At 36.9% G+C, this 12,308-nt stretch carries 26 protein-coding genes; all 26 read left to right on the top strand.

Going from position 1 to position 12,308, the window contains the following annotated elements:
• The first annotated feature begins 24 nt into the window (after positions 1–24).
• The 26 genes from rpsS to RRY75_RS00340 all read left to right on the top strand — a co-directional run bounded on the left by rpsS (position 25) and on the right by RRY75_RS00340 (position 12,308).
• On the top strand, positions 25–309 hold the full coding sequence (rpsS, locus tag RRY75_RS00465) for a 30S ribosomal protein S19 (RefSeq protein WP_332493979.1): 285 nt from the start codon (positions 25–27) through the stop codon (positions 307–309).
• Positions 310–336: 27 nt separating this feature from the next.
• The gene (rplV, locus tag RRY75_RS00460; RefSeq protein WP_332493980.1) at positions 337–723 is read left to right on the top strand and encodes a 50S ribosomal protein L22; all 387 of its coding nucleotides are present in this window, start codon (positions 337–339) and stop codon (positions 721–723) included.
• A gap of 11 nt (positions 724–734) precedes the next feature.
• Positions 735–1,394: a 30S ribosomal protein S3 gene (gene rpsC / locus RRY75_RS00455; RefSeq protein WP_332493981.1), complete on the top strand. Its 660-nt coding sequence runs from the start codon at positions 735–737 to the stop codon at positions 1,392–1,394.
• Positions 1,394–1,834 (top strand): 50S ribosomal protein L16, encoded by a 441-nt coding sequence (rplP, locus tag RRY75_RS00450; protein ID WP_332527155.1) that lies wholly within the window; start codon positions 1,394–1,396, stop codon positions 1,832–1,834. Before rpsC ends, rplP begins: the two co-directional genes overlap by 1 nt.
• A complete protein-coding gene (rpmC, locus tag RRY75_RS00445; RefSeq protein ID WP_307991113.1) occupies positions 1,824–2,027 on the top strand; it encodes a 50S ribosomal protein L29 in 204 nt (67 codons plus the stop codon). Before rplP ends, rpmC begins: the two co-directional genes overlap by 11 nt.
• An 18-nt stretch (positions 2,028–2,045) precedes the next feature.
• Positions 2,046–2,303 carry a 30S ribosomal protein S17 gene (gene rpsQ, locus RRY75_RS00440; RefSeq protein WP_332493941.1) on the top strand — a complete coding sequence of 86 codons (258 nt, stop codon included), beginning with the start codon at positions 2,046–2,048 and terminating at the stop codon, positions 2,301–2,303.
• A gap of 31 nt (positions 2,304–2,334) precedes the next feature.
• On the top strand, positions 2,335–2,703 hold the full coding sequence (rplN, locus tag RRY75_RS00435) for a 50S ribosomal protein L14 (RefSeq protein WP_053983238.1): 369 nt from the start codon (positions 2,335–2,337) through the stop codon (positions 2,701–2,703).
• A 13-nt stretch (positions 2,704–2,716) separates the two neighbouring features.
• Positions 2,717–3,028 (top strand): 50S ribosomal protein L24, encoded by a 312-nt coding sequence (rplX, locus tag RRY75_RS00430; RefSeq protein ID WP_332493943.1) that lies wholly within the window; start codon positions 2,717–2,719, stop codon positions 3,026–3,028.
• Between the two features lie 24 nt (positions 3,029–3,052).
• Positions 3,053–3,592 carry a 50S ribosomal protein L5 gene (gene rplE / locus RRY75_RS00425; RefSeq protein WP_332493944.1) on the top strand — a complete coding sequence of 180 codons (540 nt, stop codon included), beginning with the start codon at positions 3,053–3,055 and terminating at the stop codon, positions 3,590–3,592.
• 13 nt (positions 3,593–3,605) lie between these two features.
• Positions 3,606–3,791, top strand: a complete 186-nt coding sequence (locus RRY75_RS00420) for a type Z 30S ribosomal protein S14 (RefSeq protein ID WP_307991117.1) — start codon at positions 3,606–3,608, stop codon at positions 3,789–3,791.
• A gap of 23 nt (positions 3,792–3,814) precedes the next feature.
• On the top strand, positions 3,815–4,216 hold the full coding sequence (gene rpsH, locus RRY75_RS00415) for a 30S ribosomal protein S8 (protein WP_332493945.1): 402 nt from the start codon (positions 3,815–3,817) through the stop codon (positions 4,214–4,216).
• 30 nt (positions 4,217–4,246) lie between these two features.
• The gene (gene rplF, locus RRY75_RS00410) at positions 4,247–4,789 is read left to right on the top strand and encodes a 50S ribosomal protein L6 (protein ID WP_332527156.1); all 543 of its coding nucleotides are present in this window, start codon (positions 4,247–4,249) and stop codon (positions 4,787–4,789) included.
• A gap of 19 nt (positions 4,790–4,808) precedes the next feature.
• A complete protein-coding gene (gene rplR / locus RRY75_RS00405; RefSeq protein WP_332493947.1) occupies positions 4,809–5,171 on the top strand; it encodes a 50S ribosomal protein L18 in 363 nt (120 codons plus the stop codon).
• 17 nt (positions 5,172–5,188) lie between these two features.
• A complete protein-coding gene (rpsE, locus tag RRY75_RS00400; RefSeq protein WP_334309738.1) occupies positions 5,189–5,701 on the top strand; it encodes a 30S ribosomal protein S5 in 513 nt (170 codons plus the stop codon).
• A gap of 12 nt (positions 5,702–5,713) precedes the next feature.
• Positions 5,714–5,899 (top strand): 50S ribosomal protein L30, encoded by a 186-nt coding sequence (rpmD, locus tag RRY75_RS00395; protein ID WP_053983246.1) that lies wholly within the window; start codon positions 5,714–5,716, stop codon positions 5,897–5,899.
• A 29-nt stretch (positions 5,900–5,928) separates the two neighbouring features.
• A complete protein-coding gene (gene rplO / locus RRY75_RS00390) occupies positions 5,929–6,369 on the top strand; it encodes a 50S ribosomal protein L15 (protein ID WP_332493948.1) in 441 nt (146 codons plus the stop codon).
• The gene (gene secY / locus RRY75_RS00385) at positions 6,370–7,626 is read left to right on the top strand and encodes a preprotein translocase subunit SecY (protein ID WP_332527157.1); all 1,257 of its coding nucleotides are present in this window, start codon (positions 6,370–6,372) and stop codon (positions 7,624–7,626) included.
• A gap of 24 nt (positions 7,627–7,650) precedes the next feature.
• Positions 7,651–8,298 carry an adenylate kinase gene (locus tag RRY75_RS00380; protein WP_332493952.1) on the top strand — a complete coding sequence of 216 codons (648 nt, stop codon included), beginning with the start codon at positions 7,651–7,653 and terminating at the stop codon, positions 8,296–8,298.
• 1 nt (position 8,299) lies between these two features.
• Complete coding sequence (map, locus tag RRY75_RS00375; RefSeq protein ID WP_332493953.1) at positions 8,300–9,070, top strand: type I methionyl aminopeptidase; 771 nt, start codon at positions 8,300–8,302, stop codon at positions 9,068–9,070.
• The gene (locus RRY75_RS00370; protein ID WP_332493954.1) at positions 9,070–9,342 is read left to right on the top strand and encodes a KOW domain-containing RNA-binding protein; all 273 of its coding nucleotides are present in this window, start codon (positions 9,070–9,072) and stop codon (positions 9,340–9,342) included. The genes map and RRY75_RS00370 overlap by 1 nt, the downstream gene beginning before the upstream one ends.
• Positions 9,343–9,356: 14 nt before the next feature.
• Positions 9,357–9,575, top strand: coding sequence for a translation initiation factor IF-1 (infA, locus tag RRY75_RS00365; RefSeq protein ID WP_053983252.1), 219 nt, complete (start codon positions 9,357–9,359; stop codon positions 9,573–9,575).
• Between the two features lie 26 nt (positions 9,576–9,601).
• Entirely contained in the window at positions 9,602–9,715 is a 114-nt protein-coding gene (gene rpmJ / locus RRY75_RS00360; RefSeq protein ID WP_010167328.1) for a 50S ribosomal protein L36, read from the top strand.
• A 136-nt stretch (positions 9,716–9,851) separates the two neighbouring features.
• Positions 9,852–10,220, top strand: coding sequence for a 30S ribosomal protein S13 (gene rpsM / locus RRY75_RS00355; RefSeq protein WP_332493958.1), 369 nt, complete (start codon positions 9,852–9,854; stop codon positions 10,218–10,220).
• Positions 10,221–10,244: 24 nt separating this feature from the next.
• A complete protein-coding gene (gene rpsK / locus RRY75_RS00350) occupies positions 10,245–10,652 on the top strand; it encodes a 30S ribosomal protein S11 (protein ID WP_053983255.1) in 408 nt (135 codons plus the stop codon).
• A gap of 18 nt (positions 10,653–10,670) precedes the next feature.
• Positions 10,671–11,297 (top strand): 30S ribosomal protein S4, encoded by a 627-nt coding sequence (gene rpsD / locus RRY75_RS00345; RefSeq protein ID WP_332493960.1) that lies wholly within the window; start codon positions 10,671–10,673, stop codon positions 11,295–11,297.
• Between the two features lie 51 nt (positions 11,298–11,348).
• On the top strand, positions 11,349–12,308 hold the full coding sequence (locus RRY75_RS00340) for a DNA-directed RNA polymerase subunit alpha (RefSeq protein WP_332493961.1): 960 nt from the start codon (positions 11,349–11,351) through the stop codon (positions 12,306–12,308).

Here is a 12,308-nt window from a genome sequence, read left to right as displayed (position 1 = left end):
AGTTTTTGAAAGGAGGCATCTTTAATGGCTCGTTCAGTTAAAAAAGGACCATTCGCAGATCAACGCTTACTTAATAAAATTGACGCAATGAATGCTGTTGATGATAAAAAAGTAATTAAATCTTGGTCACGTCGTTCAACAATCTTCCCACAAATGGTAGGACATACAATCGCCCTTCATGATGGTAGAAAACATGTTCCTGTATTCATTACAGAAGATATGGTAGGACATAAACTTGGTGAATTCGCATTAACAAGAACTTACCGTGGACATGGTAAAGACGCTGAGAAAAAATCAAGAGTTCGCTAATAAATAATATCGGAAGGAGGTCTTACGATGGCAAAAGGACACAGAACCCAGATAAAAAGAGAAAGAAATCAAAACAATGATAACAGACCAACTGCAAAAGTAACATTTGTACGTGTTTCTACTACAAAAGCGAAAATTGTACTTGATCAAATCAAAGGTAAAGATGTGCAAACTGCACTCGCTATCTTAGCTTACACACCAAGATATGCAGCTGATATTATTGAAAAAGTATTAAAATCAGCTATTGCTAACGCAGAACATAACAATGGTATGGACGTAAGCAAATTATTTGTTGAAGAAGCATACGCAACTCAAGGACCAACTCTTAAGAGAATCCGTCCTCGTGCTCAAGGCCGTGCTTATAGCATCCACAAACAAACAAGCCACATTACTGTGGTAGTAAATGAGAGATAAGGAGGTTCGGTATGGGTCAAAAAGTCAATCCTCATGGATTAAGAGTAGGAGTTATCAAAGACTGGAGTGCTAAATGGTACGCTGATAAAACAGACTTCGCTAACTACCTCGTAGAAGATAATACAATCAGAAAATATATCAAAAAGAAACTTTATACTGCTGGCATCGATAAAATTGATATCGAAAGAATGTCAAAACGTATAAGAATTCATGTTTATACATCAAAACCAGGTATCGTTATCGGTAAAGGTGGAGCATCAATTGATTCTCTTCGTAAAGAAGTAGAAAAACTTACAACTTCAAAAGTTTCAATTAACATTGTTGAAGTTAAAAGACCAGAAACTTCTGCTCAATTAACAGCAGAAAACATCGCGCTTCAATTAGAAAACCGTGTATCTTTCCGTCGTGCTATGAAACAAGCGATTGGTAAAGCTCAAAAATTCGGTGCTAAAGGTATTAAAGTAGGATGTTCAGGTCGTTTAGGTGGTGCTGAAATGGCACGTACAGAACAATATTCAGAAGGTACTATTCCACTTCAAACATTAAGAGCTGATATTGACTATGGATTTGCAGAAGCAGATACAACATATGGTAAAATCGGTGTTAAAGTATGGATCTACAAAGGAGAAGTACTTCCTCAAAAAGCTAAAAGGGAAGGGAGCGATAACTAATGTTAATGCCTAAAAGAGTAAAACGTCGCAAACAGTTCCGTGGACGTATGAAAGGCCAAGCTACCCGTGGAAATAAAATCACTTACGGTGAATTCGGTATCGTTGCTATGGAACCAAGTTGGATTACATCAAACCAAATCGAAGCTGCTCGTATTGCGATGACACGTTACATCAAACGTGGTGGTAAAGTCTGGATCAAAATTTTCCCTGATAAACCAGTAACAGCTAAACCAGCTGAAACACGCATGGGTTCTGGTAAAGGATCTACAGAATACTGGGTTGCAGTAGTTAAACCAGGTCGTGTTATGTTCGAATTATCAGGTGTAGCAGAAGAAGTAGCAAGAGAAGCGTTAAGACTTGCAATTCATAAATTACCAATGAAATGTAAGATTGCATCTCGTGCTGAACAAGAAATGGTAGGTGATGGTAGTGAAAACTAAAGCATTCTTAGAAGATTTAAGAGCAAAATCAGCTGAAGAATTAAATATCGAATTGGTGAATGCGAAAAAAGAACTTTTCAACTTAAGATTCCAAAACGCTACCAACCAATTAGATAATACAGCAAGAATCAAAGATGTTAGAAGAAACATTGCGCGTATTCAAACTATTATTACACAAAAACAAGCAGTGTAATAGAGAGGAGGAGAAATCGTGGCAGAAAGAAATTTACGTAAAACATTAGTAGGTAATGTAGTTAGTAACAAGATGGACAAAACTATTACAGTTGCCGTTGTAAACAGTGTAAAACATCCTCTTTACGGAAAAATCATCAAAAAAACATACAAACTTCATGCACATGATGAAAACAATGAATGTGAAATCGGTGACCGTGTAAGAGTTATGGAAACAAGACCATTATCCAAGTCAAAACGTTTTAGACTTGTTGAAATCGTAGAAAAAGTAAAATAAGTTTAGTAATCTTGAAAGGAGGGCACTTCTCATGATCCAACAAGAAAGTAGATTAAGAGTAGCAGACAATACAGGAGCTAAAGAAATTCTTTGTATCCGTGTATTAGGTGGCTCTACAAGAAGATATGCAGGTGTTGGCGATATTATCGTTGCTACTGTTAAAGATGCAACACCAGGTGGCGTTGTTAAAAAAGGTGACGTTGTGAAGGCTGTTGTAGTTCGTACTGTAAAAGAAATTAGAAGACCAGATGGATCTTACATCAGATTTGATGAAAACGCTGCTGTTATCATCAAAGAAGATAAAAACCCAAGAGGAACTCGTATTTTTGGACCAGTTGCGAGAGAATTAAGAGATAAGAAATTTACAAAAATCTTATCACTTGCTCCAGAAGTTCTATAAGGAGGTGTAAGACATGAAAACTAAGTTAAAAAAAGGCGATAGAGTAATCGTTATTGCTGGTAAAGATAAAGGTAAAGAAGGCAATATCACTTTCATCGATCGTAAAAATGGACGTGTATTAGTTGACGGTGTTAACCAAGGTTTCAAACATCAAAAACCTAACGCAATGGGTCAAGGTGGACGTGTTGAAAAAGAATTCCCAATTCATCTTTCAAACGTTATGTACTCTTTAAACGGAGCTCCTGCTCGTTTAGGCGTAGAAATCAAAGATGACAAAAAAGTTCGTGTAGCAATTACAAAAAACGGTCGTTCAGTAATTGACTAATTAGCGAAAGGAGGACGTTAAACTATGAGTAGATTAAAAGATATTTATAATGAACAAATTGTCGATGCTATGGTAGAAAAGTTTGAATACAAAAACAAACTTCAAGCTCCTAAAATCGAAAAAATCGTAATCAACATGGGTGTTGGTGAAGCGAAAGACAATGCAAAAGTATTAGAAAACGCTATTGGCGATATGGAGAAAATCTCTGGCCAAAAAGTGGTTACTACAAGAGCTAAAAAATCAGTTGCTGCTTTCAAACTTCGTGAAGGTATGCCAATCGGATGTAAAGTAACTCTTCGTGGTGAAAAAATGTATGAATTCCTTGATCGTTTAGTAAACCTTGCTCTTCCACGTGTACGTGACTTCCGTGGTGTAAGTGCAACTGCTTTCGATGGTCGTGGTAACTATTCATTAGGTATTAAAGAACAAATCATTTTCCCAGAAATCGAATATGATAAAATTGATAAAGTGCGTGGTATGGACGTTATTATTGTTACAACAGCAAACACAGATGAAGAATCTCGTGAACTGTTGAAACAATTCGGAATGCCATTCCAAAAATAAGGAGGGTATCTACATGGCAAAAACATCTATGAAAGTTAAGCAAGCTAGACCTGCAAAATTTTCAACTCAAGAATATAGCAGATGTCGTATTTGTGGACGTCCACATGCGTACATTAGAAAATTTGGTATTTGTCGTATTTGCTTTAGAGAACTAGCATATAAAGGTCAAATTCCAGGCGTTAAAAAAGCAAGCTGGTAATACCAGAAAGGAGGTAACGAATTATGATGATGAGCGATCCAATTGCAGATATGTTAACAAGAATCAGAAACGCTAACGTGGCTAAACACGATACAGTAGAAGTTCCATCTTCTAAAATTAAAAAAGCGATTGCTGAGATCTTATTAAATGAAGGATACATCAAAGCTTATGATGTAACAGCTGATGGTGTTAAAGAAACTATCCGTATTACTCTTAAATACGGCAAAGATAAAAATGAAAAAGTTATTTCAGGGATTAAAAGAATCTCTAAACCAGGTCTTCGCGTATACGCTGACTCAGAAAACTTACCAAAAGTTTTAGGTGGACTTGGTACAGCAATCATTTCAACTAACAAAGGTGTTATAGCTGATAAAGAAGCTAGAAAACTTAGTGTTGGTGGAGAAGTAATAGCATTTATTTGGTAATAAACAGCAAAAGTTTAAGGAGGTGCGAGCATGTCACGTATTGGTAGATTACCAGTTGAGATTCCAGCAGGCGTAACTATTACTGTTAGCGAAGCTAACATCGTAGAAGTTAAAGGTCCTAAAGGAACATTAACAAAATCATTTGACAGTGCAATGAACATTGCGATCGAAGAAAATCAAGTGGTTGTTACTAGACCAAATGATTTAAAAAGAAATAAAGCTCTTCATGGTTTAACTAGAACACTTATCGCTAACATGATCGAAGGTGTAGCTAATGGTTACGCAAAAGTGTTAGAGATCAACGGTGTTGGTTACAGAGCACAAAAACAAGGAACAAAATTAGTTCTTTCATTAGGATACTCTCACCCAGTAGAAATGGAAGATCCAGAAGGTATCACAACAACAGTTGAAGGAACTAACAAAATCACTGTTGCAGGTATCAATAAAGAACTCGTTGGCCAATTTGCTGCTGATATTCGTTCAAAACGTGCACCAGAGCCATACAAAGGTAAAGGTATTAAATACATTGACGAAGTAATCAGACGTAAAGTAGGTAAAACAGGTAAAAAATAATAGTAAAGGGGTGAATTAAATGATCAATAAACAATCACGTAGTAAAGTTCGTGTTCAAAAACATAGAAAACTTCGTAACAAGATCCAAGGTACTGCTCAAAGACCTAGACTTGCAGTATTCAGAAGTGAAAAACACATCTACGCTCAAATTATTGATGATGTAAAAGCTGTAACATTAGTAGCAGCTTCTACAGTTGAAAAAGATCTTGACATCAAAGTTGGTTCTAACATAGAAGCAGCAGCTGCTGTTGGTACTGCAATTGCTAAAAAAGCACTTGCTAATGGTATCGAAGAAGTAGTATTTGACCGTGGTGGTTTCTTATACCATGGTAGAGTAAAAGCATTAGCAGACGCAGCTCGTGAAGCTGGGTTACAATTCTAGTAAAGGAGGGACAGACGGTGGCTAAAAGACTTAATATTAATCCAAATTCTTTGGAATTAAAAGAAAAAGTTGTTACTATTAAACGTGTAACAAAAGTAGTTAAAGGTGGTCGTACATTCCGTTTCTCTGCTTTAGTAGTAGTAGGAGATGGAAACGGACACGTAGGTGTAGGTTTAGGAAAAGCTATGGAAATTCCTGATGCAATCAGAAAAGGAATTGAAGATGCTAAGAAAAACCTTATCTTCGTTGAAAGAAATAATGCTGATAGTATCTACCATGAATTCACAGGTGTATTCGGTAGTGCAAACGTTCTTCTTAAGCCAGCTAAAGAAGGTACTGGAGTTATCGCAGGTGGTCCAGCGCGTGCTGTACTTGAACTTGCAGGTATCCGTAATATCAGAACAAAATCTTTAGGATCAAACAATAAGAAAAACGTAGTTCATGCTACAATCGAAGGTCTTGCAGGGCTTAAAACTCCAGCTCAAGTTGCAAAACTTCGTGGAAAAACTGTAGAAGAGCTTCTAGGATAGGAGGAATAGTCAGTGGCTAATTTAAAAGTAACTTTAGTAAAATCCACAATCGGGGCAATTCCAAAGCATAAAAAAACTATCGAAGCGCTCGGATTAAGAAAAATGAACAGTACAAACATCCACCAAGATAACGATGCTATCCGTGGTATGATTGCACAAGTTAGACATTTAGTTAAAGTAGAAGAAATCAACGAATAATTATTGATTTAGTAAAGGAGGTGCAAAGTATGAATTTAAGCTCATTAAGACCAGTTGAAGGATCTAAAAAAGATTCTTTCCGTACAGGTAGAGGACATGGTTCCGGTAACGGTAAAACTGCCGGTAAAGGCCATAAAGGACAAAAAGCAAGAAGCGGTGGCGGAGTTAGACCAGGTTTTGAAGGGGGTCAAATGCCTCTTTACAGACGTTTACCAAAACGTGGATTTACTAACCGTAACAGCAAAGATATCGTAGCAATCAATGTTGATATGCTTAATCGTTTCGAAGATGGCGCTGTTGTAACAATCAACGCTATGGTAGAAGCAGGTATCGTTAAAAACACTAGAGATGGTGTTAAAATCCTTGCTAAAGGTGATCTTACTAAAAAAATTACAGTTCAAGCTAACGCATTTAGTGCTGGCGCTGTAGAAAAAATTGAAGCTGTGGGTGGAAAAGCAGAGGTGATGTAGGTGTTTAAAACTCTTAAAAATGCATGGAGTGTACCAGAACTGCGAAAAAAGATAATTTTTACCCTATGGATGTTTGCCCTTGTTAGAATTGGAGCTCATGTTCCGGTTCCAGGCATCGATCCAATTGCTGTTGAACAAGTATTAGGTCAAAACTCTAACGGCATGTTAGGGCTTATGAATGCTATTACTGGTGGGGCCTTTAGCCAAATGGCACTCTTTGCCTTTGGTGTAGGACCTTATATTACAGCATCTATTATCATTCAACTATTAACTATCGCTATTACTAGATTAGAAGAGCTATCAAAAGAAGGCGAAGACGGTCGTAAGAAGATCAACAAGTATACTAGATATGTAACATTAGTTCTTGCTATGATGCAAGCAGGTGGAACAACATATATGCTATATCAATCAAATGTTTTGGTTGAGAAGAATATGCTAGTATTTGCACTTGCATTCATTTCATTTATTGCTGGTTCTATGTTAGTAATGTGGATAGGTGAACAGATTACTGAAAAGGGTATAGGAAATGGTATTTCCTTAATCATCTTTATCAACATCGTTTCTAGACTTCCACAAGGAGCAATAAGCCTACTAGCATATGATAATTATGTTAAAGTTGCTATTCTAGTTTTATTATTTGTAGTTATGATTGGATTCACAGTACTTATGTCACTTGGTGAAAGAAGAATATCTGTACAATATGCAAAACGTGTAGCAGGTAGAAAGGTATACGGTGGTCAATCCCAAAGTATTCCAATCAAAGTAAACCTTGCAGGTGTACTTCCTGTTATCTTTGCAATGTCACTTATTCAATTCCCAGAGACAGTAACAAATTTATTTGTTAAGACTCCTAGTGAATTTTGGCAGACTGCAATTCAATGGCTCAGATGGACTCATCCATTTGGTGCAGTACTCTACGTAGTACTAATCTTTGCATTTGCATTCTTCTATTCTACAATTGCATTTAATCCTATGGATATAGCAGCAAACCTTAAAAAGGGTGGTGGTTTCATCCCTGGTATTCGTCCAGGTAAACCAACATCTGACTACCTTTCAAAGACAGCAACTCATATTACTTTAATGGGAGCCATTTTCCTTGCGATCTTAGCTCTTTCACCATTAGTGCTTGGTGCCATCTTCAAGATGTCCGTACAATTTGGTGGAACTTCACTCCTTATCGTAGTTGGTGTTGCACTTGAAACAGTTAAACAATTAGAATCACAGATGCTTATGCGTCACTATAAAGGATTTCTATAAGAATTAGAATTGGGGGTTGCCGTAATGAGATTAATATTATTAGGTGCACCTGGAGCAGGTAAGGGCACACAAGCAGAAATGCTTATGAAACTATACAATATTCCAACGATCTCAACAGGAAACATTTTTAGAGAACATATCTCAAAAAATACTGAGTTAGGTCAAGAAGCTAAAAAATACATGGATGAAGGTAAGTTGGTACCTGATGAGCTCGTATTAGAACTTGTCAAAGATCGTATAGTTCAAGAAGATTGTGATAATGGAATGATTTTAGATGGTTTTCCAAGAACTATACCACAAGCACAAGCATTGGATGCAATGCTAAAAGAGATCGGTAAACCAATTGACTGTGTACTCGATGTAGAAGTACCAGATGAAGTTATTATTGAACGTATGGCTGGTAGAACTGTTTGTCCTAGCTGCGGCGCTTCATATCATAAACTATTCAAAGTAGAAACAGTATCAGGTATTTGTAATGAATGTTCTACTCATCTGATCCAAAGAGAAGATGACAAAGAAGATACAGTTAAGAAAAGATTAGAAGTTTATCATGCACAAACTAAACCTCTTATCAATCACTATCAAATGCAAGGTAAGGTACTTTGCATTGATGGTGTAGGAACTGTAGATGAAGTGCGTGCAAGGGTAAAGAAAGCATTAGGAGTGAACTAAAATGCCAATTCCCATTAAATCCGACGAGGAAATTAAGTTAATGCAAGAGTCTGCCCAGATACTTATAGAAGCGCATGAACTGGTGGCAAAGCATGTTAAACCAGGTGTAACGACTAAGGAGTTAGATCAGGTTGCTTATAAGTTTATTACGAGTAAGCATGCTATACCATCCTTTAAAGGATACGGTGGCTATCCAGCTTCGGCGTGTGTATCTATCAATGATGAAGTTGTACATGGAATTCCAGGTGCAAGAAAACTCAAACAAGGTGACATAGTAAGTGTTGACCTTGGGGTATACTATAAAGGGTATCATTCTGATGCTGCACGAACTTATCCAGTCGGAGATGTATCACCTGATGTTTTGAAACTAATTGAAGTTACAAAGCAGTGTTTCTTTGAAGGACTAAAATACGCAAAAGCTGGCAATCATTTAGGACAGATATCTAAAGCTATTCAAGACTATGCAGAATCCTTTGGATACGGTGTAGTAAGAGACTTAGTTGGTCATGGTATCGGTGAAGCGTTACATGAAGATCCTCAAGTGCCTAACTATAAGGCACCAGGTCGTGGTGTAAAGCTTGAAAAGGGTATGGCACTTGCTATTGAGCCTATGATTAACATGGGAACCTATCAAGTAAAATGCTTGGATGATGACTGGACTTTTGTAACTAGAGATGGGCTGCCATCAGCTCATTATGAGAATACTATTGTGATTACAGATGATGAACCAATGATTTTAACACTCAGGTCGAAAGATGAGGGTGAAAAATAATGAGAGACTTAGAAGTAGGTCAGGTAGTATTTTCAAAATGTGGTAGAGATTATGGCAAAGCATTTATAGTAGTTAGTTTAGAAGAAGAATATGCTTACCTTGCAGACGGAGATCTAAGACTCTTAGAAAAACCTAAGCGTAAAAAGTATAAACATATTCAAAGAACCGATGAAGTCATTCAAAGGCTCAAACAAAAATTAATCGAAGAAAACGTATTAGATGCTGAGATTCGTAAAGAATTAAAAGCTTATCTAATAAAGACTTCTATATAGAGGAGGTTTGTAACTTGGCAAAAGGTGATGTTTTTGAAGTAGAGGGAACAGTGATAGAAAAGTTACCAAATGCGATGTTCCAAGTAGAGATCGAAGGCGGACACAAAGTGTTAGCTCATATCTCAGGAAAGCTTCGTATGAATTTTATCCGTGTATTACCGGGTGATAAAGTAACTGTGGAACTTTCTCCATATGATTTAACCAAGGGACGAATTATTTGGCGTTCTAAATAAATGGTAACCGGAAAGGAGAGCAGAAAATGAAAGTACGCCCATCTGTTAAAAAGATATGTGAAAAATGTAAAGTAATCAAAAGAAAAGGCCGTGTTTGCGTTATCTGTGAAAATCCAAAACACAAACAAAAACAAGGTTAATGCTTTACGAAATGCATTGATTTATGTCACAAGATGAGATATAATATTACCTTGTGAGTTAACTTTAAGCGGCTGCGGCATTTCATGGTAAATGCTGTATTATATATATATCAATCAATAGGAGGTGCAAAACTATATGGCACGTATTGCAGGTGTAGACTTACCAAAAAATAAGCGTGTTGAAGTTGGTCTTACTTATATCTATGGTATAGGTCGTCCAAGTTCTCGTAGAATCCTTACAGAAGCAGGTGTTGATTTCGACACAAGAATTAAGGATTTAACAGATGAAGAAGTAAATAAACTTCGTGACATCATTGATAAAACTCAAATGGTTGAAGGTGACCTTCGTCGTGAAATCGCCCTTAACATTAAACGATTAATGGAAATCGGTTGCTATAGAGGAATCCGTCATAGACGTGGCCTTCCAGTAAGAGGACAAAAAACTAAAACGAATGCTCGTACACGTAAAGGTCCTAAGAAAACAGTAGCTAACAAGAAAAAATAGTTAAATAAAGGAGGTTAAGGTCTCATGGCAGCAGCAAAAAAAGCGGCAAAAAAGGGTACAACTCGTAGACGTCGTGACAGAAAACATGTAGAACGTGGTATGGCTCATATCCAATCTACTTTTAATAATACAATGGTTACATTAACTGATACAAACGGCAACGCTCTTTCATGGGCAAGTGCTGGTGGCCTTGGTTTCAGAGGTTCTAGAAAATCAACTCCATACGCAGCTCAAATGGCGGCTGAAACAGCAGCTAAAGCAGCAATGGAACATGGTTTAAAATCAGTTGAAGTAATGGTAAAAGGTCCAGGATCCGGGCGTGAAGCAGCTATTCGTGCACTTCAAGCAGCTGGTTTAGAAGTAACATTAATTAAAGATGTAACTCCTGTACCACATAACGGATGTCGTCCACCAAAACGTAGAAGAGTGTAATAGGAGGTGTAAATAGAAATGGCTAGATATATTGGAGCGAAATGTAAACAATGCCGTCGTGAGGGTAAAAAATTATTCCTTAAAGGCGAAAGATGCTTCACAGCAGCTTGTGCAATTGAAAGAAGACCATATGCACCAGGTCAACATGGTCAACAAAAAAGAAAATTATCAGAGTACGGCTTACAGTTACGTGAAAAACAAAAAGCTAAAAGAATTTATGGTGTTCTTGAAGGCCAATTCAGAGCTTACTTTGAAAAAGCTGATGCACAACCAGGCATCACAGGTGAAAACTTACTTCGTAATCTTGAACTTCGTTTAGACAACGTAGCTTTCCGCTTAGGTCTTGGACGTTCTCGTACAGAAGCTAGACAAGTTGTTCGTCATAATCTTGTTACTGTTAACGGTCAAAGAGTTAATATTCCATCATACCAAGTTAAAATTGGTGATGTAATTGAAGTTAAAGAAGATGCAAAAAGCTTCGAACGCTTCAAACAAATTGCTGAAGTAACAGGTTCACGTATTGTACCAGAATGGTTAGAAGCTGATATCGAAGCTCTTAAAGGTACTGTTAAAGCAGTTCCAACAAGAGATCAAGTTGATACAGATATCCAAGAAACACTTATCGTTGAGCTTTACTCTAAGTAATAGTTCGTCACCCTCGAAAGACTATTTTAATATTAAAGGAGGGTTTATCGGGTGTTGGAATTTGAAAAACCACAAATTGAAATTAAAGAAATATCACCTGACGGTAAATATGGCTGTTTTATTGTAGAACCACTAGAGAGAGGGTACGGGACAACCCTAGGAAATGGATTACGCAGAATCCTTTCTTCCTCTCTTCCAGGCTCTGCAATTAGTAGTGTTAAAATCGAAGGTGTACTACATGAATTTAGTAGTATCCCAGGTGTTAAAGAAGATGTTCTTGAAATTCTATTAAACATTAAAGGTCTTGCTATTAAAGACATTAGTGATAATATGGAACCAAAAGTAGTTTACATTGAAGCTACTGGTGAAGGTATTGTAACAGGTGGAGACATTAAATGTCCTGCTGAGATTGAAATCCTTAATCCTGAACATCATATTGCTACATTAAGTGGCGATGCAAACTCTCGTTTGTATATTGAACTTACAGTCACTAGAGGCCGTGGGTACATTGGTACAAACAAACTTAAAAAAACAGATTTACCAATTGGTGTTATTCCTGTAGATGCAAGTTACACACCAGTAGAGCGTGTAAACTTTACGGTGGAAGATACTCGTGTTGGTCAACAAACTGACTACGATAAACTTACATTACAAGTATGGACTAATGGTACTTTAAAACCAGATGAAGCGGTTAGTTTAGCTGCTAAAGTATTAAGTGAACATTTAAATCTTTTCATAGATTTAAGTGAAAATGCACGTAATGCAGAAATCATGGTGACTAAAGAAGACGATTCTAAAGAAAAAACGCTTGAGATGACTATCGAAGAGCTTGATCTTTCAGTTCGTTCATTCAACTGTTTAAAACGTGCGGGAATCAACACTGTTGAAGACCTTACAAACAAAACAGAAGATGAAATGATGAAAGTTCGTAATTTAGGTCGTAAATCACTTGAAGAAGTGTTCCAAAAACTTGAAGAGCTTGGATTTGCATTAAAACCAAGCGAAGATTAG

This window comes from Niameybacter sp., from assembly GCF_036655075.1.
Taxonomy (GTDB): domain Bacteria; phylum Bacillota; class Clostridia; order Lachnospirales; family Cellulosilyticaceae; genus Holtiella.
The sequence above is the reverse complement of the archived record's forward strand: the minus strand, read 5'-3'. Positions and strand labels throughout refer to the sequence as shown.

What these genes read in the sequence shown, in the direction of transcription:
- rpsS (WP_332493979.1), top strand. Translation starts at nt 25, where the DNA reads ATGGCTCGTTCAGTTAAAAAAGGACCATTCGCAGATCAACGCTTACTT.
- rplV (WP_332493980.1), top strand. Translation starts at nt 337, where the DNA reads ATGGCAAAAGGACACAGAACCCAGATAAAAAGAGAAAGAAATCAAAAC.
- rpsC (WP_332493981.1), top strand. Translation starts at nt 735, where the DNA reads ATGGGTCAAAAAGTCAATCCTCATGGATTAAGAGTAGGAGTTATCAAA.
- rplP (WP_332527155.1), top strand. Translation starts at nt 1,394, where the DNA reads ATGTTAATGCCTAAAAGAGTAAAACGTCGCAAACAGTTCCGTGGACGT.
- rplN (WP_053983238.1), top strand. Translation starts at nt 2,335, where the DNA reads ATGATCCAACAAGAAAGTAGATTAAGAGTAGCAGACAATACAGGAGCT.
- rplX (WP_332493943.1), top strand. Translation starts at nt 2,717, where the DNA reads ATGAAAACTAAGTTAAAAAAAGGCGATAGAGTAATCGTTATTGCTGGT.
- rplE (WP_332493944.1), top strand. Translation starts at nt 3,053, where the DNA reads ATGAGTAGATTAAAAGATATTTATAATGAACAAATTGTCGATGCTATG.
- RRY75_RS00420 (WP_307991117.1), top strand. Translation starts at nt 3,606, where the DNA reads ATGGCAAAAACATCTATGAAAGTTAAGCAAGCTAGACCTGCAAAATTT.
- rpsH (WP_332493945.1), top strand. Translation starts at nt 3,815, where the DNA reads ATGATGATGAGCGATCCAATTGCAGATATGTTAACAAGAATCAGAAAC.
- rplF (WP_332527156.1), top strand. Translation starts at nt 4,247, where the DNA reads ATGTCACGTATTGGTAGATTACCAGTTGAGATTCCAGCAGGCGTAACT.
- rplR (WP_332493947.1), top strand. Translation starts at nt 4,809, where the DNA reads ATGATCAATAAACAATCACGTAGTAAAGTTCGTGTTCAAAAACATAGA.
- rplO (WP_332493948.1), top strand. Translation starts at nt 5,929, where the DNA reads ATGAATTTAAGCTCATTAAGACCAGTTGAAGGATCTAAAAAAGATTCT.
- RRY75_RS00380 (WP_332493952.1), top strand. Translation starts at nt 7,651, where the DNA reads ATGAGATTAATATTATTAGGTGCACCTGGAGCAGGTAAGGGCACACAA.
- map (WP_332493953.1), top strand. Translation starts at nt 8,300, where the DNA reads ATGCCAATTCCCATTAAATCCGACGAGGAAATTAAGTTAATGCAAGAG.
- RRY75_RS00370 (WP_332493954.1), top strand. Translation starts at nt 9,070, where the DNA reads ATGAGAGACTTAGAAGTAGGTCAGGTAGTATTTTCAAAATGTGGTAGA.
- rpmJ (WP_010167328.1), top strand. Translation starts at nt 9,602, where the DNA reads ATGAAAGTACGCCCATCTGTTAAAAAGATATGTGAAAAATGTAAAGTA.
- rpsM (WP_332493958.1), top strand. Translation starts at nt 9,852, where the DNA reads ATGGCACGTATTGCAGGTGTAGACTTACCAAAAAATAAGCGTGTTGAA.
- rpsK (WP_053983255.1), top strand. Translation starts at nt 10,245, where the DNA reads ATGGCAGCAGCAAAAAAAGCGGCAAAAAAGGGTACAACTCGTAGACGT.
- rpsD (WP_332493960.1), top strand. Translation starts at nt 10,671, where the DNA reads ATGGCTAGATATATTGGAGCGAAATGTAAACAATGCCGTCGTGAGGGT.